Below are 20,419 nucleotides of genomic sequence, written 5' to 3' on the forward strand. Positions count from 1 at the left end.
ATTTCGCAGCTAATCAATCAAAGTAGCGACACAGATAAGCACTCTGTTCATTCACCCGAGCCTGAAATTTAATCCCTGCAGGCAGCTTAAAGCTTTCCCCTTTGGTGTAAGTGGTAAAAGCAGTTTCACCCGGTAGCTGAATCTCCAAAGCACCAGTAACCACCGTCATTTCTTCTTGTTGGCTGGTACCAAACTCATAGTTACCCGCTTCCATGACGCCAACAGTCAATTGACCTTCAGCATTATTCAAAGCAAGGGACTTCACCTGGCCATCAAAATACTCATTAACCTTCAGCATCGCTTCCACTCCAGCGGGTTGATCAAAAAAGAGTGCTGATTCTATAGCGTCATACAACGCCTGGAAATCTCTCAGGTCACTTAATTGACTTCTTTAAGTTATACTTAGCCCAGTTTTTTATTCTAGCCCGCCCCGCTGACAGGATGCCGGATGATCAGTAAAAATCAGAGCAAGCTTCTGCGCGCCCTGCAACGCAAAAAATACCGCCGTGAATACCGCCAGTTTTTGGTGGAAGGTGAAAAAAGCGTTCTGGAGCTCTTGGCTTCCGGCTGGCCGCTGGTTCAGTTGTTTGCCAGTGAAGACTTTCTACAGAAATATGCTTCCCTTGTGGCTGGCTTTCCTGAAAAAATCACCCAGGCAACAGCCAATGAGCTTACTCAGGCGGGCACTCTGGCCAGTAATCAAAGCGCTTTGGCCATTGCTAAAATACCCGAAGAAAAGCCACTGATCCCTGCATCCGGTGAATGGCTGCTGGCTCTGGATCAAATCAATGACCCCGGCAATCTGGGAACCATTTTACGAATTGCCGACTGGTACGGTATCAGCAAGGTCATTTGCTCACCAGCCACAGCCGACCTTTATAACCCCAAGGTAATCGCCGCCAGCAAGGGTTCTTTTTTACGGGTTCAGGTCAGCTACCAACACCTGGAGCCTTTTTTACAGACTTTGCCTGGGAAAAATCCAGTGCTGGGTGCTTTTCTGGAAGGCGAATCCATTCATCAGTTGCAATTGGCTGATCCAGACCAGGGAGGCGTACTGGTTATGGGAAGTGAAGCTCAGGGAATCAGTCCAGGAGTAGCGGCTCTAATCACGCGCAAAATCACTATACCCGCCTTTGGTCAGGCTGAGTCCCTTAATGTGGGCGTGGCTACGGCAATTATCTGTGACAATCTCAAGCGCCTTGCAAAGGCCTGATTTGGGCAATTTCTTCTTTCATGCGCTTCAGGCCCTGCTGGTCAAAGCTGATATCCAAAAGCCGGTGGGGAAAGTCTCCTTCCACCCGTAGCAGCAGCCCTTCACCAAATTGCTGGTGAACAACCCTGTCACCAACTTTTAGTTCTCCTTCTTCAACTTTCAAAGGCTGGCGTGCTTTGGGTGCTTGTACCCTCGCCTTGATTTCAGGCTGAGGACGATCAGTGACCGCCTGCCAATACTGGGCCAATAAATCAGGGTAGGCCACCTGCTGGCTTTCAGTTGCGGCAACAGGGTCAGCCAAGGCCTCGGCCCAATAGAGAGCATCTCGAATACTGGCTTCCTGAAGAAAACGACTGGCTGGCCCAGCAGTTTCCCCTTCTGCCAGCACCAATTCTTGACGGGCACGGGTAATAGCCACATAAAAGAGCCGCCGCTCAGCCTCTTCTTGAGCTGCAGTCAGACGACTAAAACCTGAGGTGTAAGGAAAATCTCCTTCATTTAATCCATAAACGCCCACCCAATCCCATTCCAAGCCCTTGGCGGCATGAATGGTTTGAATGCTAACCTGAGAGGCTTGTTGGTTCGCTAGGCTGGCAGCGCCCTCCTGCTGGGCGATCTCCAATTCCTCAATCCAACGACCCAAAGTGGCCTGACTCTGGCCAGCATAACGCCTTAAACCTTCAATCAGACGCAGGGCCTCATCACCACTTTCCTTGCTGGCTGCTGTTTTTTTTAACTGTTCCAGAGCATCGGTTGCATTCAACACCCAATCCAGAAAAGTCAGGGGTTTCATTTTGCCAGCCTTGGCGGCCAATTTATTTAACAGCTGCAGGCGTTTTTGCAGACGTTGGCGCTTTCCTGGCGGCAACTGATCCAAACTGGCATCCAGGGTAGCCTTGCCTCTAACTCTTGCCTGCACCAGGGCCTGGCGCTCAGGCTCCGTTAAATAAAGGGTTGGAAAACTAAGTAGCTGATAAAAGTCAGCCTGGGCTGCCGGGTGTTGAAAATTGATGCGCCGACCAGGAGCCCCATTCAAGGCCAGACGTGCATAAGCCAACAACCCTTTGATCTGCGGTCGATTAAAAAGAAAATGTTCCTGACGGGCCAATTGAAAGGGCTGATGAGCTTTTAAAAAGGCAAGTTGTACCGCCAGGCTTTGTGACCAGCTACGCACCAGGACACTGGCCTTGCCTTCCGGGTGCTTAAGCTGCCAGGCCTGAAGCTGTTTTAAGAGCCAGCCAGCACCCTGCCCCTGCGCCAGTTGAGTGCTCTGGGGTTCAACGGCAAGCGTTAATTGTGGAGGCCTTTCACTATTGTGTTGAATCACTTGGTTGGCTGCCAACGCCAAACTGTGTCCAAAGCGAAAGCTTCTTGAAAGGGGGTATTCCCTGACTCCAGGAAAGTCCTGTTGAAAGCGGTGCAGCATGTAATCAGGACGAGCGCCCCGCCATTCATAAATACACTGATCCACATCACCGACAACCATGACCTGAGCTTGACCAGCCAAAGCAACCAACAGCGCCTGTTGAACTTCATTAATATCCTGGTATTCATCAACCACCAGATAATCCAGGAAGCCACTGATTTTAGATCGGATCTCCGGGTGCTGATCCAGTACCTGTAGAGGACGCCAAAGCAGATCATCAAAAAACATCACCTGCTGTTCAGCAAGCAGTTTTTCACGTTCGTCAAAGGCAGCCGCAAAGTGTTTTTGGCTGGCCGCTAGCTCCAGGTTTTCAGCAACCTCTATCGCGGGCTGCAAACCACTTTTGACCAGGGTGCAGAAGCTTTTGAAAGCTTCCAGCATATCTTCTTCCAGCCAGGGCTGGGCGTCTTCACCTTGAGTTTCAGCTAATTTTTTGATCGCTTGGCGGCTAAAGCTGTCTTCTACCCATTCTTCCTGCTGTAGGCGTCTGGTCTCCAGATAACCCCAGCGAACCAGGCTGGCGGTCAAACGATGCCCCAGGGAATGAAAGGTGCGCACATCAGGCAGGCTGACTCTCAGCCCTGCTTGGCCTGCGCGTATTTGTAATTTACGGGTAAAGTCTTCACGGGCTGAGCGGTTATACATCACCACCAGAAGTCTGCGTGCGGGCACGCCTTGGTTGAGTAGATGAATAACCCGTTCAACCAGAGTGGTCGTTTTGCCTGAACCGGCTACAGCGCGAACCCGAGCATGGCCTTCTTGATGCTTAACAACAGCCAACTGCTCTTCAGTTAAAGCGGTCCAGCTCAAGAGTAACAACCCAGAGAAAACTCTTGGCCACAGCTGGTCACCAGCATACAGGTTTCACCAGTGGCCTCTTCCCGAGCTTCAGCCCAGCCCACCAGTTGATAATAAACCTGGGGCAAAAGCCGGGCTTCCAAGCGCCCTCTGACCCGCACATAAGGGCGCGGCTCATCATCAGCCGTAAAACGGATTTCCAGGGGGTGTTCAGCATCCAGCCAGAATTCATCACTAACGTTCGTTTGCAGGCGAATACGGGCGGTTTCGCCCTCTCCTTCCCGCTCAGCAAGAATCACCAAAAAAGGCGCATCCTCCACTTCAACACGCACTTTTTCTACAGGGGTCACCAGGTAGTGGTTGCCATCCTCTTCTTTGCGTAGCAGGGTGGAAAAAAGGCGGACCAAAGAGGTGCGGGTAAAAGGCTGGCCTTCGTGATACCAGTGTCCCTTGGCATCGATTTTAAGATCAACCTCAACCAGGCGTTCAGGTTGCCAGTTTTCAACCGGCAATTGGCTGGCTTCACCTGCATTCTTTTCAATCCGGGTAATCAGGCCCGAAAGGCTTGTGGCAGTCATGCTTCAACGCTCAACGGTTTTACTGATCAGCGCTTCCTGGTGCTTACGACCGCGTTGCCCCCGGTTCCCCAAGCGCACACCGATATCCATCATAAAGCGGAAAAACTCATCCTTGTCTTCAATCACATCCTGAAAGAATTCGGATTGATAAAGTACGGCCGCGCCATGAACAAATGCCCAGGAAGCACAGTAGTGGAAATAAGGTGGCACCTCTTCCAGGTGCCCTTCATCCACTCGGGAGGTAATCAAATCAGACAGACTTTCCAGGTTTTTGGCCCGAAACTGATGCAGCTCTTCAATCATTTCTGGAATGACATTGGCTTTTACCAGCTTTTCTTCAAGACGGTTAAAGAGCAGGTATTTGGCGGGTTCTTGCATGCGGAATTCAAAGTAGGCTTTGGAAAGCGCTTCTTTGTTTTCAGCAATTTCCGGCAAGCGGAAGAGATTTGCCATTTCCCGCTCATAATCCAGCATTAAACGTAGGTAGATCTCCGCTTTGGTACTGAAATGCTTATAAATGGTTCCTTTGCCGATATTGACCTTCTCGGCAATCATTTCAACTGTCACCTTGTCTTCACCCAATTCCAAAAACAGCTCCAGCGCTGCATCAAGAATACGGGCTTCACGCTGGCGAAATTCCCTAACGCGGCGTGCTTGTTTTTCTACCGGTGATTCAGCCATGGTTTACTCCTCAGACTTGTGACCCAATTAGCCTTTTCAGTCAACAAGGTAATCCTCTTTGCTGTTGCTGACAAGCCCGGAAGTCTGTTTACGCGCTAAAGGAAAGAGTCGAAAGAAGTTTTCAGTTGTTTGATGAGCAAGAAATTCACTGTCTAAACCCCGTAATTCAGCAATAAACTCGGCCACATCACGAACATAGCCAGGTTCATTTTGTTTACCGCGATGAGGGACAGGAGCCAAGTAGGGGCTATCCGTTTCCACCAACAAGCGATCCAGTGGCAGGACTTCGGCAACCTGGCGGAGCTGTTTGGCTGAATTGAAGGTAACGATACCAGAAAGAGAAATATAAAAGCCCAAACCCACCATCTGACGGGCAAACTCCAAGTCTTCAGTAAAGCAATGGATGACGCCCTGCCCACCCTGTTCGGCATAGGCTTTCAGGAGTCGGTAGGTATCTTCCTTGGCTTCACGGGTATGCACAATGACCGGTTTATTCACTGCCAGGGCTGCATCCAAATGCATTTGGAAATAATCCTGCTGAAGCTGGTGATTATCCTGATCATAGTGATAATCCAAACCGGTTTCGCCCAAAGCAACCAGGTCATCGGCTGAAGCCAGTTCTGTGAGTTCTTCCAGGGTAATGGGACGGTCCGGCTGGTGCAGAGGATGTAAGCCCACACTGAGGCTGACATCCTTATAGGGTGCAATCAATTCACGCAGACTATCCAGCTTCCAGGGGTTAACGCTAATCGCCAGAAAATGACCGACTCCCCGCTTTCTGGCTACTTCCAACACACCGTCAAGCCCGGCCTCTAAACCGGTTGTTGTCTTTTCCAGATCCAGCATGTCCAGATGGCAGTGGGAATCAACCAAAAACATAAACGTGAAAACTCCTAGAGGGTATGAGTGGGTTTATCAGTATTCAGCAGGCCAGCAAGCAGGTCTTCTATAAAGTAGCGAGGTGAATCTTCATCCTCTGCAAAGTGCACACCAATTCCAGGTGTTTTGCGGCCCTGAGCACCCACAGGGGTACGCCAAACCATAGTGCCGTAAACCTTGATCGGGTCAGGCTCTTCAGGTAACTGCAAATTAACTTCAATACGATCCCCCGGTAGAAAGCTGCGACTAGTGGGAATAAACAAGCCGCCGCGCTTTAAAAAAGGCATATAGGCTGCATGCAAAGCCTGCTTGTCTTTGAGATTCAGTGTTAGTGTTTTGGTTTCACTCATGACCCAGCTCCTGTGTCCACCTGATCAACAACTTTTCAATAAAGAGTTCATGATTGGGGTTCTTATTCAGCAATAAGCGATCTTGCTTTAAATGAGCATCCAAATTCAACAGCTGACGTGCTGAAAAAAGCTGTCCCCAGTGGCGATACAAGGGCAGTTGACGCGAATCCATAACACCCGCTTCGCCCTGAAGCTGTAATCTTAGGGTATCAGCCAACCAAGCCTGAAGGTAGTCCAGCAAATCAGCCAGAGTAAAGCTTTTCAAACGAGCAGCCAATTCGCTTGGATCACCGCCTCTGTTCAGGGTTTCCATCGTTTGCAGCAATAGCTGACGCGGCTCTTCCAGTTCAGGGCTGGCCAGCTTCCAGGCTTGCAAAGGGCGCCCACCTGCGGCTTTTAAGAGCGTTTCTGGACACTGCTCATCCGTTAGCTGGCAAGCCAACCAGTTACTGCCTTCAGAGAGTGGTGGTGCTTTTACAGCCCATTGCTGGCAGCGGCTGCGAATCGTTGCGGGAAGGTTGGAAGGTTGATCACTGACCAAAACAAACTGGGTGCGGGGTTCAGGTTCTTCCAGGGTTTTCAGCAGCGCATTGGCTGCATTGATATTCATGGCTTCAGCAGGCCAAAGCAGTACCAGCTTGTAACCACCGCGCTGCGCACTTTGTTGAACCTGCGCATTCATTTCCCTGATCTGGTCCACTTTTATTGCTTTGCCTTCTGCTTCTGGATACACGCCATGCCAATCCGGGTGAAAACCAGAATACAAAAGCTGGCAGGCCGAGCAGCGTCCACAGGGGTGATTAACATCTGGCTGTTCACACAAAAGGAAGTGTGCCAGTGCCCTTGCCAGCGTTCGCTTACCCAAACCGGGCAAACCACTCAACAAAATGGCATGCGGCAGGCGATCATCAGTCAGCTGCTGTAACCACTGGCGCCAGATATCAGCATGCCAGGGTAAGGGCAAAGCTGGCTTAGGCATCTCGGCCTTCCTTTTCTTGCTGATTTTTCCAGGCCAACAAACTGGGTATAAGTGCTTCTTTTAAATCCTTTTGGACAGCTTCCAGAGATTGATCCGCATTAATAACCCGAAAACGCAGTGGGTTTTTTAAAGCTTGATTCAAATAGCCTTCTCGAACACGTTGGAAAAAGGCTTGGTGTTCCTGCTCGAAACGATCCGGCTGCTGTCCTCTGGCAGCGACCCGAGCAGTAGCGGCTTCAACTGGCATATCCAATAGAAAAGTCAGATCCGGCTCCAGGTTTTCCTGAACCAGTTTTTCCAACTGGTGGATTCTACTTTCACTCTGGCCTCTGCCCCGCCCCTGGTAGGCATAGGTTGCATCAGTAAAACGATCACAAACCACCCAGGTGCCAGCAGCCAGAGCAGGTTTGATCACTTCTTCCAAATGCTGGGCGCGGGCTGCAAACATCAGCAAGAGCTCTGTCAGTTCATGAGGCTTTTCGCCATCATTGGCCAACAGAAGATCACGAATGCGCTCAGCCAAAGGTGTACCACCCGGTTCGCGGGTGGCGATCCAGGGAATGGATGCCGCCTGAAGCTGTTGCGTTAAGTAAGCAAGGTTGGTCGTCTTGCCAACACCCTCACCACCCTCCAGGGTTATAAAGCAACCTCTTTGCACCTCACTCATTCCGTTTCCTCGGTTTCTTCAGCTTCAACATCCATAGGTGCCGCAGGCCAGGAGCGGTAACCTTCACGACGATTACGTTGAAACTCGCGCACAGCCTGGTTGTGCTCTTGCAAGGTGCGTGAGAATTGGTGAGTGCCATCCCCACGTGCGACAAAATACAGAGTATCACCATCAGCCGGGTTAACGCTGGCTCTCAAAGCGCCCTCACCGGGCATAGCGATGGGTGTCGGTGGCAAGCCTGAAATCACATAGGTATTCCAGGGTGTAGGCTCACGCAAGTCAGAACGGGTAATACGCCCCTGGTAACGCTCACCCATACCATAAATCACTGTTGGATCGGTTTGCAGGCGCATGCCTTTTTGTAGGCGACGCACAAAGACCCCGGCAATATCTTCGCGCTCGAAAGGAGCACCCGTTTCCCTTTCAATAATTGATGCCATAATCAGAGCTTCATAGGGTGAGTCATAGGGCAAACCCGCCTGACGAGTTTCCCAAACTTGATCGAGCAGGCCCTTCATTTTGCGGTTGGCCAGCCTCAGTAAATCCAGGTCACGCATGCCCTTAAAGTAGGTATAAGTATCCGGAAAAAACCATCCTTCAGCCGGTTGATCAGGCATGCCTACAGCTTCCATGATTTCTTCTTCACTCCAGTCCTGAGTGAGTGGTTCCAATTTTTCCGCCCTTGCCAGCGCTTGACGCATTTCCCGGAAAGTCCAGCCCTCCAGAAGAGTTAACCGATAGGTGATTACGTCGCCCTGCATCAGCTGTTGGTGCAAACCAAGCAGATGTGTACCTGGCTCCAGTTCGTACTCACCCGCTCGGATGGGTTTTTCAGGTGGAGAAATACGCAGCCAAAGTCGCATAGGCAGGGTGGAGTTAATCCAGCCATCCTGCTCAAACTGATTAAGTAAGCTGATAAAGCTACGTCCCTGGCTGACTTCCAGTATCTGGGGTTCATCAATCTTCAGGGGCTCATGCAGTTGTTGGTATAACCAGAAGGCCAGAGCAACCAGAGTTGCCAGAGACAATGTTAGTCCGAGGACCAGAATTTTTTTCATCTATCAGACCCTTAGCTCAAGGGAAGCCCCATCTTGGGGTGGAAGGTTTGCATTAGCTCTTGTGTTTTTGAGCCTAGTGGCCAGCGCCCCAGGTGTCCAGCTTCGCTTTGCAATGACACTACCGGCCAGATCCCTTGAACACTGTTACAGACAAAAACCTCGTCGGCCTTTTGAAGCTGTGCGAGCTTGGCTGTTTCCAGTTCACGCACAGGAAAGGAATCCAAAAGCTGACGACGCATTACACCAGCCAAAGCGCCCGTTGCCAAGGAGGGTGTCCACCAGCAGCCTTCCGCATACCAAAAAACATTACGGGCGATGCCTTCAATGATTTGGTCGTCACCCTTGTATAAAAGGGCTTCCGGATAAGCCTCAGGACAGGCATCAGACGCCAGGACCTGGCAAAGGCGATTCAGGTGCTTGCTGGCTGTTTGGGGGCCAGCAGCAGGTGAAGGCATCCACCACAGGGGAATCCCCTGATAGGCTTCTGCTATCAAGCTTAAAGGCCGTGCCTGGAGTACCCTATGCCAGCGCTGGCTGCTGGTGCTACGCCGATAACCTCGACCACCCGGTCCAGCCAACAACATGACTTTGAGCATACCCTCTTCAAGCCTGGCTGCCAGCTGCTCAACTTCCTGCTCAAGGCAACTCCAAAAGCTCTGGTCCAAATGGGCACCCAAACCCTCCAGGCCGCTTCTCAAGCGTTGTAAATGCGCCGGCCAAAAAATGGCTTGTCCTTGCCAAACACGAATACTTGTAAAGACCCCTTCTCCAAATGCCAATGCTCGACTGGCTAAAAGCCAGTCGAGATCTTCAGGAGCTGGAATACGACCATCTGTCAGTGTTTGGTGAAAGGACATGCGTCCAGTTAAACCTTACTGAAAATCAGGCTGCCATTGGTGCCACCAAAGCCAAAGGAGTTGGAGAGCGTATGCTTGATCTCCATTTGGCGTGCTTCGTGAGGCACATAATCCAAGGTGCAGTTTTCGTCCAGGTTATCCAGATTGATAGTTGGCGGAGCAACCTGGTCACGAATCGCCAATACACAGAACACAGCTTCGACAGCACCTGCAGCGCCCAACAGGTGGCCAATCATAGACTTAGTCGAACTGACCGCAACCTGCTTAGCAGCAGCACCCATAATAGCTTCAACGGCCTTGCTTTCGGCAACATCACCTGCAGGTGTTGAAGTACCATGGGCATTGATGTAATTGATCTGCTCAGGGTTCAAGCCGGAATCCTTGATGGCATTACGCATGGAAGCTGCTGCACCACTGCCGTCAGCCGGGGGCAAGGTCATATGGTGGGCATCATCACTCATACCAAAGCCGGTTAGCTCGGCATAAATGGTCGCGCCCCTGGCTTTGGCATGTTCATATTCTTCCAGTACCAGAACGCCTGCACCATCACCCAAGACAAAACCATCCCGGTCTTTATCCCAAGGGCGGCTGGCCGCTTTGGGGTCATCATTACGCGTTGAGAGTGCACGGGCAGCGCCAAAACCAGCAACGCCCAGTGGAGTACTGGCACATTCTGCACCACCACAAATCATTACATCGGCATCGCCATAGGCAATGGTTCTGGCGGAGTAGCCGATATTATGAGTTCCTGTGGTGCAGGCCGTGGTAATGGCAATATTGGGCCCTTTGAAACCATAGCGAATAGCCAGGTTGCCAGAGATCATGTTGATAATGGAGCCAGGCACAAAGAAAGGAGAAACCTTGCGAGGGCCGCCTTTGTTGAGCGCATCATGGTTGTGCTCAATCATAGGCAGACCACCAATACCCGAGCCAATTGCTGCACCGATGCGGTCAGCATTCTGTTCAGTTGTTTCCAGGCCTGAATTCTCTATCGCCTGAATCGCTGCAGCCATCCCGTACTGGATGAAGGTATCCATTTTGCGGGCATCTTTCTTGGACATATAGTCTTCGACATTGAAGCCCTTAACCTGGGCCGCAAAATGCGTTGAAAAGCCAGTTACGTCAAAATTCTCAATAGGAGCCATGCCACTTTGGCCAGCCAGAATCCCCTTCCAGGAGTCTTCCAGATTATTAGCCAGAGGGGTTACCAACCCCATCCCAGTAACCACTACTCTTCTACGTGACATGCCCCTTCCTCCAAATTCTTACTCATCAGATCTAAGACCCTAACAGGATCCAGTATAAATTGCGGTGCATTATATCCTAAAAAAACAAAAACCGCCGCACCCGAAGGTGAAGCGGTTTTCTGTGAAGCCAGTCAAATACAGCCTGACTTACACTGCCAGACAGCAAGCTCTTGCTTACTGATGAGCGTTGACGTAGTCGACAGCTTCTTGGACAGTGGTAATTTTCTCAGCTTCTTCGTCTGGGATTTCGGTCTCGAATTCTTCTTCAAGAGCCATAACCAGCTCAACAGTGTCCAGAGAATCAGCGCCCAGGTCCTCGACGAAGGAGGAGGAGTTCTGAATTTCCTCTTCTTTAACACCCAGTTGTTCGGCGACGATCTTCTTTACGCGCTCTTCGATGGTACTCATAACGTTTGTTTGCTCCTGGTTAGAGTCTTGCCGTGCATTGATCTAAATTGCACGGTAGTTTATAAACCGAAGTGGACTCTTGCAACCTAAAATCACTGATTTCGGTTAAAAAAGCCCACTCCGAAGAAAAGGTTTTAACGCATGTTCATGCCGCCGTTGACATGCAGGGTCTCACCAGTAATGTAAGCCGCTGGCTCACTGGCTAGAAAACCTACAGCAGCCGCTATTTCTTCGGGCTGACCGAGACGACCGAGAGGAACCTGTTTGACCAGAAATTCTTTCTGCTCTTCAGGCAGCACTTCAGTCATGTCAGTGGCGATGAAACCGGGTGCCACGGCATTAACCGTAATATTCCTGGAACCCAGCTCGCGGGCCAAAGAACGAGTGAAACCTTCCATACCCGCTTTAGCTGCACAGTAGTTAGCTTGCCCCATATTACCCATGGTAGCAACCACAGAGCTGATATTGATAATACGCCCCCAACGCGCTTTAGTCATAGCACGCAGGCAAGCCTTGCTCATGCGATACACAGATTTGAGGTTGGTTTCCATAACATCATCCCATTCCTCTTCTTTCATGCGCATCATGAGATTGTCTTTAGTGATACCGGCGTTATTCACCAGAATCAGCGGTGCTGAATACTTTTCAGCAATAGCTTTCAGAACTGTTTCAACAGAAGCAGCATCAGTAACATTCAAGGCCATGCCTTCGCCCGCCACACCGGCAGCCTGCAGACCTTCAGTAATTTTCTGGGCACCCGACTCACTGGTCGCTGTTCCTATAACAGTAGCACCACGACGACCTAACTCCAGGGCTGTTGCACGGCCAATACCGCGACTGGCACCAGTAACCAGGGCAACTCGTCCTTGCAGATCCTGACTGACTTGTTGTTCTGACATGCTTTATCCTCTTATAAAAATCAGTTGGCTTCCTGCTGATTGCGCAGCAGCTCCAAAGCAGCCATGACCGAATCAGGATCATTCACTGCAAGGCTCTTGGCTGATTTTACAATTCGCTTATTCAAACCAACCAAGACTTTACCAGGACCGCACTCAATATAGGTGTCTACGCCCTGATTCGCCATGAACTCAATACTCTCAATCCAGCGTACTGGGCGATAGAGCTGAGCAACCAGATGATCACGCAATTTGGCCACTTCCGTTTCAGGGGCAGCGTGAACATTTTGCACTACTGGAACGCGGGGCTTGCTCAGTTGAATACGGTTTAACTCTTCAGCCAGCTTTTCAGCTGCCGGACGCATTAGCTCACAATGAGAAGGAACACTCACCGGCAAAGGCATGGCTTTACGGGCACCGGCTGCTTGACAGGCCGCAATTGCTCGCTCTACAGCTGCAGTACCACCGGCAATAACAATTTGGCCGGGGGCATTATAATTGACTGGCTGAACCACTTCACCTTCAGCTGCTTCAGCACAGGCTTTTTCAATTTGCTCAGCATCCAAACCAAGAATCGCTGCCATAGCACCCTCGCCCTGAGGAACAGCTTGCTGCATAAATTCACCACGAGCACGCACAAGACGCAAACCGTCGGCAAAATCCAGGGCACCGCTGCAAACCAGAGCGGAATATTCACCCAAGCTGTGACCAGCAACCCAATCAGGGCGTGCACCTTCTAATTCTTTCCAAACCCGCCACACAGCCACACTGGCTGCCAAGAGTGCAGGTTGGGTTTTGTCGGTTTGATTAAGCTGCTCGGCTGGTCCTTCCTGCACCAACTGCCACAAATCATAACCCAGTGCGGTGGACGCTTCTTCAAACGTCGATCTGACAACCGCATAACGCTCTGCCAGCTCAGAGAGCATCCCTACCTGCTGGGAGCCCTGCCCGGGAAAAATAAATGCCAGGGTAGAAGCCATAAAGTCACCTTGATCCTATACTCAGCTCGATTATGGGCGCGCATTCTAGCATAGCCCTCAGAGAAGGCTATGCCTTTTGTATACTTTTAACCGGCTTTTGGTCTCTGTCCGTCCTTGACATCCATGTATTCACGCTGAATAACGGTCTCCAGCGCATTGGTTGCAGTCACGAGCTCCTCAAAAATCAATCGACGGTCGCGCAACTGATGCACTTGGTCAATGCTGGGGGCTTCACCCTCGGTGGCCTGAGCAAGATCCAGCAGCGCCTTAACGTAATCCGCTCGCGCATTTGCCACCATGGTTAGCAAAGGGCTCAAATCAGCCAGTGCCAATTCAGGCACCAAAGGGTTAATAACCTCTCGGTTAATTTCCTTGCGAATTCTTTCCAGCTCAATCAGCATCCGGTTTTTCATTTTTCTCTATCTTCCATTCAAATTAAGAAGTCTAGTCAAACAGCACTCCGCGGCTTATCAGCCACTGCCCTACTAACTTCTTCTTCTGTCAAATAACGCCACTGGCCTGCTGGCAGTTCTTCGATATTCAACTGAATATCCGCAACTGCTTCCCGATGCAAGCTGACAACGTGATTACCCAAGGCTGCAAAAAGACGTCGCACCAGATGATAGCGACCTTCCGTGACGGTTAAGCGAACACAGGTCGCAGACATGGTTTCCAGGAACGCCGGTCGTGTCGGCTTATCATCACCATCCAACATCAGACCCTCGGCAAGCCGCGCTGCCGCATCGGCAACCAAAGGCTCCGCCAGTTCAGCAAGGTAGACTTTTTCTTTATGATGTTTTGGTGAGGTTATTTTATGCAGCCATTGTCCATCATCGGTTAGAAGCAGCAAACCTGAAGTATCCAGATCAAGACGCCCCACCGGCTGAATTAGGTTTTTGCGTGGCAGGTCAAGCAAATCAACAACCAAGGGATGATGACTGCTACGCCGGGTACACTCATAACCCAAGGGTTTGTTAAGCAACAAATACCTCAAACCCACATCTTCCAACTGAGCCTCACGCCAAACCACCTGATCATCAGCCCCTATTTGCATACCGGGATCTTTAACCACTTCACCATTGACCAGAACTTCACCCCGGTGCAGTGCTTTCTTGGCTAGACTACGCGTCAGCTCGGTTGTTGCTGTTAGAAACTTGTCCAGACGTTGAGTTTGTTTTGCCATAAGGTATAAAGTAACCCCTTCAATAAGTCGTTTTCCGCCAACCCAAGGGTTAACCTATGAGTCGTTTCTGGAGCCAACTGGTCCACCAGCTGACCCCCTATGTTCCTGGTGAGCAGCCTAAAATAGCAGATCTAATCAAACTCAACACCAATGAAAGTCCTTACGGCCCCTCACCAAGGGTGCTGGATGCCATCCGGGAAGCGACTTCTGATGACCTGCGTCTTTATCCAGACCCCCAGTGTCTAGCGTTAAAACAGGCCCTAGCCGAGTATTCGGGACTGCAAACAGATCATGTTTTTGTCGGCAATGGATCGGACGAAGTTTTGGCCCTTGCCTTTCAAGCCTTCTTCCGTCAACAGCCTCAGCCACTGCTATTTCCTGATATCACCTATAGCTTCTACCCGGTTTACTGCCAGCTCTATGAAGTTGACTACCAGCAGCCACCACTGGATGCCGAACTCAACCTTAACCTTGAGGATTATCAGCAGCCCAATGGCGGCATCATCTTCCCTAACCCTAATGCACCAACAGGCAAGGCCCTGCCTCTGGAAGCAATACGCCAGCTGCTAACCAAAAACCCCGACTCTGTCGTTCTGGTTGATGAAGCCTATGTGGACTTTGGCACTGAATCAGCAGCCCCCTTGGTCAAAGAATTCCCTAACCTACTGGTGACCCAAACCTTCTCCAAATCCTGGGCTTTAGCTGGCCTGAGAGTTGGCTTTGCGCTGGGCAGCCCGGAACTGATCGAAGGTTTGACTCGCGTTAAAGACAGCTTCAACTCCTACCCTCTGGACCGTCTGGCCCTAGCGGGCGCCCAAGCTGCACTGGAAGACCTGGACTATTACCAGCAGCTGAGTCAGAAAATTATTGATTCGCGCACCTGGCTGAGTGAACAACTAGAAAAGCTGGGCTTTAAAGTCCCCGAATCCAAAGCCAATTTTGTCTTTGCACGCACCCCTGAAGCTGTGGATGCAGGCCAGCTTGCCTCGTCACTTAGAGAGAAAGCCCTACTGGTACGCCACTTCAAAAAGCCCAAAATTGATCAATATTTGCGCATAACTCTGGGCACACCCGAACAAAACAAAAAACTGATAGCCGTCCTCAAAGAAACTCTAAGTCTTTAATTAATAAAGATAAAGCCCCACCCAAGGAAGGGAAAAACCCGCCTCATTACGCACCGGCATAGTGCATACGCTGGACGCATAGCTTTGCAGTGCGCTATATTAACGCACCCTAAAAATACAAGAATAAGATTTATCTAACGATCGATATTTACACAAGGAAGCTCCATGCCCTACGTTCAAGACACCCTGGCCAAATTGCAAAAAAGCAGTCCTGGTCAAACCGAATTTTACCAGGCTGCTGAAGAGGTATTAGAGTCCATTCGCCCTCTGCTGGACAACTGCAAACACTACCGCGAAGAAAGCATTATTGAACGCTTGGTTGAACCTGAACGACAAATTTTATTTCGTGTTACCTGGCTTGATGACCAGGGCAAGATTCAGGTTAACAAAGGCTTTCGGGTCCAATTCAATTCAGCTTTAGGGCCCTACAAGGGTGGTCTTCGCTTTCACCCCAGCGTGAATGCAGGGATTATAAAATTCCTGGGTTTCGAGCAAATTTTCAAAAATGCCCTCACAGGTCTTTCTATCGGCGGTGGTAAAGGTGGCTCAGACTTTAACCCCAAAGGCCGTTCCGACGCGGAAATTATGCGTTTCTGCCAGTCATTCATGACTGAACTCTATCGTCATATTGGCGCCACCACTGATGTTCCAGCCGGTGACATAGGTGTCGGTGCCCGTGAAATAGGCTATATGTATGGCCAATACAAACGCTTAACCGGAAGCTACGAAGGTGTTTTAACAGGCAAGAGCTTGAATTGGGGTGGCTCCCTGGTTCGTAAAGAAGCCACCGGCTATGGTGCCGTATATTTTGCCGAGAACATGCTCAATAACCGTAGCGAAAGCCTGGATGGTAAAACCTGCCTAGTTTCAGGTGCAGGCAACGTTGCCATCTACACTATTGAAAAACTTTACCAGCTAGGTGCCCTACCGGTTACCTGCTCTGACTCCCAGGGTACTCTTTACCATTCTGAGGGTATCGATCTGGAACTACTCAAAGACCTGAAAGAAATCCGTCGTGCATCTCTGGAAGATTACCTGAAGGTCCACAAGCAAGCTCAGTATATCCCTGCCAAGGATTACCCCAAGGATGGTCATGCCGTTTGGCGCTTTAAAGCCCAGGCTGCCTTCCCTTCAGCAACTCAGAATGAACTGACTGCAGCCGATGCCAAAGCTCTGCTGAAAAATGGCGTGACCTGCATTAGCGAAGGCGCCAACATGCCTTCAACAGCAGATGCCGTGGATCTCTTCCTGGATGCCCGTATTGCCTATGGTCCTGGAAAGGCGGCCAATGCTGGCGGTGTTGCCACTAGCCAACTGGAAATGGCTCAAAATGCCAGCATGACCCAGTGGAGCTTTGAAGATGTCGATACTCGCCTGCAAGGCATCATGAAAGGCATTTTCGAGCAAAGCTATGAAACAGCTCGTGAATTTGATCAACCCAGCAACCTAGTCCTTGGTGCTAATATTGCGGGCTTCCGCAGGGTTGCCGATGCCATGATTCAGCAGGGCGCTGTCTAAGCCAATCGTGATTGATCACTAAAGCTGACCCATAAAAAAACCGCCCAAAATTAGGCGGTTTTTTTTGTTCCTTTCAAGCATTTATTCCGGCGTATAGCCAACCCGAAAGCCACCCCAATGCTTACCGCGCACATAAATAGGAACAGAAAGGTCATGCACCACCTCTCCCGTATCCCTTTTATAAGTTTGCACAAGCAACTTATTGGTATTGCTAGCGCAGCGACTACCTGTTGGATCTTTAAAAATCCGTTTACTTCGACTTTTAACCAGATCCACTTCAGGATCACCCGTTTGGTCATGTGCATAGGCATCGTTATGCGTGGGCACATAGCCATGCCGATCATAGGCTATAGCATAGGACAAGCCGCCTGGAAAAGAGGTACGCAAAGGCTCTTGCAAAGGGGGCAATACCTGATCTGTAAAACGATCAAAAGCAGTATTATATTTAGTAGGCTCAGTATTCGGTATTGGCTTATAGTCAGGCTCAAAGAGCCCTTGTTCAGAAAACTTACCTTGCTGCAACGCCTCTTCCAGCAGCCGCTCTACTTCATCTGCCGCTTTGCGGGCCAAGCCATAGGCTTGCTGGTGACGTGAATCAACCCGCTGGCTGGCAATATCAGCATTGATGGTTTCTGCATTATCCATCAGCTTTTGGGCCTGTTTGGCCAGATCATGCATATCGGAATTACCATCCGAAATCTGTTCAGTCAGCTCTGCCAAGGCATCAGCGATTAGTTGAACATGATCATGACTTTCGCCAACTGCGGTTGCTATGGAATTAATCTGATGCCCCACTTCATCAAACTGGCTGGTCATGGATTCCATGCGACCACCCACCTGCTCAACTGCCGCCGCACCACCTGATACCTGCTTCATCAGGTGGCCTATATTATCGACAACCTCATGGGTGCTTTTCTGTATCTCATGAACAATTTCTTCAACCTGGCGGGTTGACTCGGAAGTCCGGCTAGCCAGACTTCTTACCTCATCGGCAACCACGGCGAAACCCCGCCCGTGTTCACCTGCCCTGGCTGCTTCTATAGCCGCATTCAAGGCCAGCAGATTGGTTTGTTCTGCTATTCCTTCAATCACCTGAGTGACCTGCTGAATACTTGAGCTTTTCTCATTCAACAGCTCGATCAAATCCAGCGCCTGTTCAGAGCGACTGGAAAGATCGCGCATATCCGTCATCAAACTGGTCAGGGCATCGCGGCTCTGAAAGCTATCGTCCCGAGCACTGGCAGCCATTTCGGAAACATTACTGGCATTAACCGAAACCTGTTCGATAGCTACAGAGATGGATTCCATGGTACTGGAAATACCCGAGACTTTTTCTTCCTGTATATTTAACCGCCTATCCATAGTGTCGGAATGATAGGACACCTCGGCAGTAGAAATTGCCGTGAGACTGGCGCTTTTGGCCAAACGGCTCGCCATTTTTTTCAAGGACAGATAGTCTGCTTCGGCCGCTTGCATTTGTTCTGCAGAAAGGCTGGCTAATTCCTGACCATCAGCCTGATAGATTTTTTGTAGCTGACTAGTGGTTGGCTTGGTAAGCGTTTGCCCAGTAGTAGGCAAGGTGAAGAGCAGAGCAGCAACCAGCAAACTAGCACTGGCAAGTCCAGCAAATAAGCCCGCACTCCCACTCCACCAAAAGAGCCCCAGGGCAACCATCACTAGCAGCCACCCAAGCAACTTGAGTGTATTCTTCATCCAACTACCCCTAAAGTTTTTATTATCTTTATTATTGTTCAACCCAAGAGTTTAGGCTGAACGGCTATAAGAGCCAACCCTTATCAGGTGCAACTTTAGATTGAGGAGCACCTGCAACAAAGAGCTTAAACAAGTTTACGGCTTCAAATAACTGGTAAATTCTTTTTTTAACTTCTCAACCTTGGGCTGAGAAACAGCCTGAATATAAGGCTGAGCAGGGTTCTGGCGCGCAAAGTTCTGGTGATAAGCCTCTGCTGGATAAAAGGCATCCAGAAACTCAACCTGAGTGACCAAAGGATGCGGCCACACTTTTATAGTATCCAGTTGTTTAATATAGCCTTCTACCTGATTCTTTTCTGCAGTTTCCTGATAAAAAACAGCTGAACGATATTGAGTGCCCACATCATTACCTTGACGGTTAAGCTGCGTTGGATCATGGGCCACTGAAAAAAAGACCTTCAGCAAAAAGCCACGAGAAACCACAGCCGGGTTATAACACACCTTAACCACCTCAGCATGACCAGTGGCACCCGAACAAACCTGCTCATAAGTTGCCGTTGCCGCACTTCCACCAGCATAGCCGGATACGACTTCTTCAACACCTTCAACCGCTTGAAAAACGGCTTCCACACACCAGAAACAGCCACCGGCCAGTACCAGAGATTTATACCCCTGCTCATCAACCTGACCTTCAGGTTCAGTTACCTCAGGAAGAGGAAAGTCATCAGCAGCCATCACTACCTCCAATTCGATTCACCGGGTTTCTTACAAGGTAAGGCCAAGAGTGCCTGAGCTGTTTGATGCCAGCTAGGCAAAATATCGGCAGCCTTTCTTTCATCCCACCAAAGTGCCAGGGTTGCAGACCCCCACTCTAGCGCAAAAACATTATGCGGTAACTCAGCCAACCAAGCATTGAGCGCCTGCTGCTGTGCCTCCGTTAAAAAAGACCTCTGCCCCTGGATCAGCTTCCAGTCTTCGTCCCAAGGCTCCCCAGGCGGCTGGGCGACTTCAGTATCCTTGCGCAGCAAACAAAGATAACCCGGCATTACTGGCGCCTCAGGTGGACGTAACCAGCGATAAGCAGCTCCCTGAAGTTTACTTCCATCTTTCAGCTTTAAGGGTGTCAAAGTTACCTTGATGCCCAGCTTACGAGCTTCCTCCCTCAGCACAGCCAACTTTTTTTGCCCAGGAGAAGGTTTAATCCAACTCAAAGGAGATAAAACCAAAATTGCGGCCAAAAGCAACCAACCAAATACTTCCACAATCTACTCGCTTAGGATGTCAATGAAAAAGTGATTCGAGCCAAGACAGATGCGGGCTTTTCAAGCTATAGTCTCATGAGACGATTGATTTGCAAGCCCTAGTAACAAAGGAAACTAAACTATGAGCAACGAGTACAAAAACATCCTGGTCGCTATCGACCTGTCAGAAGACTCTCGCTTGGTTCTGCAAAGGGCCAAAGAAATTGCTGCCCGCAACCAGCAAGCCAAGGTTTCTGTCGTCCACACCCTGGAGCCTTTGGGTTTTGCCTATGGTGGCGATATTCCCATGGACTTGACCAGTATTCAGGAGCAACTGGATGACCATGCCCGCAAGCGCATGGATGAACTCCTGGGTGAATTTGAAATCCCCGAAGAAAACCGCCACATTCTGGTCGGTATGCCCGACTCAGAAACCCACCGGTTGGCTGAAGAGCATCAAGTTGACCTGATCGTCGTGGGTAGCCATGGCCGCCATGGTCTACAACTGCTGCTTGGCTCAGTTTCCAGCGGCGTTTTACATGGCGCACCCTGCGATGTATTGGCTGTTCGCGTGGGTAAAAATAAATAAAATCGTCTCGCCTCAGGTGGAGCCTACCCCACCT

23 protein-coding genes are annotated in these 20,419 nt (G+C 50.2%); 4 read left to right on the top strand and 19 right to left on the bottom strand.

Features of this window, described 5'->3' with window-relative positions:
• Nucleotides 1-13: 13 nt before the first annotated feature.
• The gene (gene ppnP, locus BM185_RS04220) at nucleotides 14-298 is read right to left on the bottom strand and encodes a pyrimidine/purine nucleoside phosphorylase (protein ID WP_091959673.1); all 285 of its coding nucleotides are present in this window, start codon (nucleotides 296-298) and stop codon (nucleotides 14-16) included.
• Nucleotides 299-448: 150 nt separating this feature from the next.
• On the opposite strand from ppnP, the gene BM185_RS04225 reads away from it, so the two are divergent.
• Complete coding sequence (locus BM185_RS04225) at nucleotides 449-1,213, top strand: TrmH family RNA methyltransferase (RefSeq protein ID WP_091959676.1); 765 nt, start codon at nucleotides 449-451, stop codon at nucleotides 1,211-1,213.
• Here BM185_RS04225 and BM185_RS04230 read toward each other — a convergent pair.
• The 15 genes from BM185_RS04230 to BM185_RS04300 all read right to left on the bottom strand — a co-directional run bounded on the left by BM185_RS04230 (nucleotide 1,191) and on the right by BM185_RS04300 (nucleotide 14,200).
• On the bottom strand, nucleotides 1,191-3,449 hold the full coding sequence (locus BM185_RS04230; RefSeq protein ID WP_143089479.1) for an ATP-dependent helicase: 2,259 nt from the start codon (nucleotides 3,447-3,449) through the stop codon (nucleotides 1,191-1,193). The genes BM185_RS04225 and BM185_RS04230 overlap by 23 nt on opposite strands.
• Nucleotides 3,446-4,015, bottom strand: a complete 570-nt coding sequence (locus BM185_RS04235; RefSeq protein WP_091959683.1) for a DUF1285 domain-containing protein — start codon at nucleotides 4,013-4,015, stop codon at nucleotides 3,446-3,448. The genes BM185_RS04230 and BM185_RS04235 overlap by 4 nt, the downstream gene beginning before the upstream one ends.
• A gap of 3 nt (nucleotides 4,016-4,018) precedes the next feature.
• Nucleotides 4,019-4,696: a TetR/AcrR family transcriptional regulator gene (locus tag BM185_RS04240; RefSeq protein ID WP_091959687.1), complete on the bottom strand. Its 678-nt coding sequence runs from the start codon at nucleotides 4,694-4,696 to the stop codon at nucleotides 4,019-4,021.
• Nucleotides 4,697-4,732: 36 nt separating this feature from the next.
• A complete protein-coding gene (locus BM185_RS04245) occupies nucleotides 4,733-5,575 on the bottom strand; it encodes a TatD family hydrolase (protein ID WP_091959690.1) in 843 nt (280 codons plus the stop codon).
• 14 nt (nucleotides 5,576-5,589) lie between these two features.
• Complete coding sequence (locus BM185_RS04250) at nucleotides 5,590-5,925, bottom strand: PilZ domain-containing protein (RefSeq protein ID WP_091959694.1); 336 nt, start codon at nucleotides 5,923-5,925, stop codon at nucleotides 5,590-5,592.
• A complete protein-coding gene (locus tag BM185_RS04255; protein ID WP_091959697.1) occupies nucleotides 5,918-6,904 on the bottom strand; it encodes a DNA polymerase III subunit delta' in 987 nt (328 codons plus the stop codon). Before BM185_RS04255 ends, BM185_RS04250 begins: the two co-directional genes overlap by 8 nt.
• Complete coding sequence (gene tmk, locus BM185_RS04260; RefSeq protein WP_091959700.1) at nucleotides 6,897-7,571, bottom strand: dTMP kinase; 675 nt, start codon at nucleotides 7,569-7,571, stop codon at nucleotides 6,897-6,899. Before tmk ends, BM185_RS04255 begins: the two co-directional genes overlap by 8 nt.
• Nucleotides 7,568-8,629 carry an endolytic transglycosylase MltG gene (mltG, locus tag BM185_RS04265; RefSeq protein ID WP_091959703.1) on the bottom strand — a complete coding sequence of 354 codons (1,062 nt, stop codon included), beginning with the start codon at nucleotides 8,627-8,629 and terminating at the stop codon, nucleotides 7,568-7,570. The genes tmk and mltG overlap by 4 nt, the downstream gene beginning before the upstream one ends.
• Nucleotides 8,630-8,640: 11 nt before the next feature.
• Nucleotides 8,641-9,486, bottom strand: coding sequence for an aminotransferase class IV (locus tag BM185_RS04270; protein WP_091959706.1), 846 nt, complete (start codon nucleotides 9,484-9,486; stop codon nucleotides 8,641-8,643).
• A gap of 8 nt (nucleotides 9,487-9,494) precedes the next feature.
• Entirely contained in the window at nucleotides 9,495-10,733 is a 1,239-nt protein-coding gene (fabF, locus tag BM185_RS04275; protein WP_091959709.1) for a beta-ketoacyl-ACP synthase II, read from the bottom strand.
• Nucleotides 10,734-10,907: 174 nt separating this feature from the next.
• Nucleotides 10,908-11,141, bottom strand: coding sequence for an acyl carrier protein (gene acpP, locus BM185_RS04280; RefSeq protein WP_091959712.1), 234 nt, complete (start codon nucleotides 11,139-11,141; stop codon nucleotides 10,908-10,910).
• Nucleotides 11,142-11,275: 134 nt separating this feature from the next.
• Nucleotides 11,276-12,040 carry a 3-oxoacyl-ACP reductase FabG gene (gene fabG, locus BM185_RS04285; protein ID WP_091959715.1) on the bottom strand — a complete coding sequence of 255 codons (765 nt, stop codon included), beginning with the start codon at nucleotides 12,038-12,040 and terminating at the stop codon, nucleotides 11,276-11,278.
• Nucleotides 12,041-12,060: 20 nt separating this feature from the next.
• Nucleotides 12,061-13,017 carry an ACP S-malonyltransferase gene (gene fabD / locus BM185_RS04290; protein WP_091959717.1) on the bottom strand — a complete coding sequence of 319 codons (957 nt, stop codon included), beginning with the start codon at nucleotides 13,015-13,017 and terminating at the stop codon, nucleotides 12,061-12,063.
• Between the two features lie 86 nt (nucleotides 13,018-13,103).
• Nucleotides 13,104-13,430 carry a hypothetical protein gene (locus BM185_RS04295; protein WP_091959719.1) on the bottom strand — a complete coding sequence of 109 codons (327 nt, stop codon included), beginning with the start codon at nucleotides 13,428-13,430 and terminating at the stop codon, nucleotides 13,104-13,106.
• A 35-nt stretch (nucleotides 13,431-13,465) separates the two neighbouring features.
• A complete protein-coding gene (locus BM185_RS04300) occupies nucleotides 13,466-14,200 on the bottom strand; it encodes a pseudouridine synthase (RefSeq protein ID WP_091959722.1) in 735 nt (244 codons plus the stop codon).
• A 56-nt stretch (nucleotides 14,201-14,256) separates the two neighbouring features.
• On the opposite strand from BM185_RS04300, the gene hisC reads away from it, so the two are divergent.
• Both hisC and gdhA read left to right on the top strand, forming a co-directional pair.
• Nucleotides 14,257-15,324 carry a histidinol-phosphate transaminase gene (hisC, locus tag BM185_RS04305; RefSeq protein WP_091959725.1) on the top strand — a complete coding sequence of 356 codons (1,068 nt, stop codon included), beginning with the start codon at nucleotides 14,257-14,259 and terminating at the stop codon, nucleotides 15,322-15,324.
• Nucleotides 15,325-15,489: 165 nt separating this feature from the next.
• On the top strand, nucleotides 15,490-16,842 hold the full coding sequence (gene gdhA / locus BM185_RS04310; protein WP_091959728.1) for an NADP-specific glutamate dehydrogenase: 1,353 nt from the start codon (nucleotides 15,490-15,492) through the stop codon (nucleotides 16,840-16,842).
• An 81-nt stretch (nucleotides 16,843-16,923) separates the two neighbouring features.
• On the opposite strand, the gene BM185_RS04315 is transcribed toward gdhA, so the two are convergent.
• The 3 genes from BM185_RS04315 to BM185_RS04325 all read right to left on the bottom strand — a co-directional run bounded on the left by BM185_RS04315 (nucleotide 16,924) and on the right by BM185_RS04325 (nucleotide 19,730).
• Nucleotides 16,924-18,555: a methyl-accepting chemotaxis protein gene (locus tag BM185_RS04315; RefSeq protein ID WP_091959731.1), complete on the bottom strand. Its 1,632-nt coding sequence runs from the start codon at nucleotides 18,553-18,555 to the stop codon at nucleotides 16,924-16,926.
• A gap of 135 nt (nucleotides 18,556-18,690) precedes the next feature.
• Nucleotides 18,691-19,290, bottom strand: coding sequence for a peptide-methionine (S)-S-oxide reductase MsrA (gene msrA / locus BM185_RS04320; RefSeq protein ID WP_091959735.1), 600 nt, complete (start codon nucleotides 19,288-19,290; stop codon nucleotides 18,691-18,693).
• A gap of 2 nt (nucleotides 19,291-19,292) precedes the next feature.
• Entirely contained in the window at nucleotides 19,293-19,730 is a 438-nt protein-coding gene (locus tag BM185_RS04325; protein ID WP_177203467.1) for a hypothetical protein, read from the bottom strand.
• Nucleotides 19,731-19,938: 208 nt separating this feature from the next.
• Here BM185_RS04325 and BM185_RS04330 point away from each other — a divergent pair, with 208 nt between their 5' ends.
• Complete coding sequence (locus BM185_RS04330) at nucleotides 19,939-20,385, top strand: universal stress protein (RefSeq protein WP_091959741.1); 447 nt, start codon at nucleotides 19,939-19,941, stop codon at nucleotides 20,383-20,385.
• The last annotated feature ends 34 nt before the right edge of the window (nucleotides 20,386-20,419 follow it).

The organism is Marinospirillum celere (assembly GCF_900112235.1).
Classification (GTDB): Bacteria; Pseudomonadota; Gammaproteobacteria; order Pseudomonadales; family Halomonadaceae; genus Marinospirillum; species Marinospirillum celere.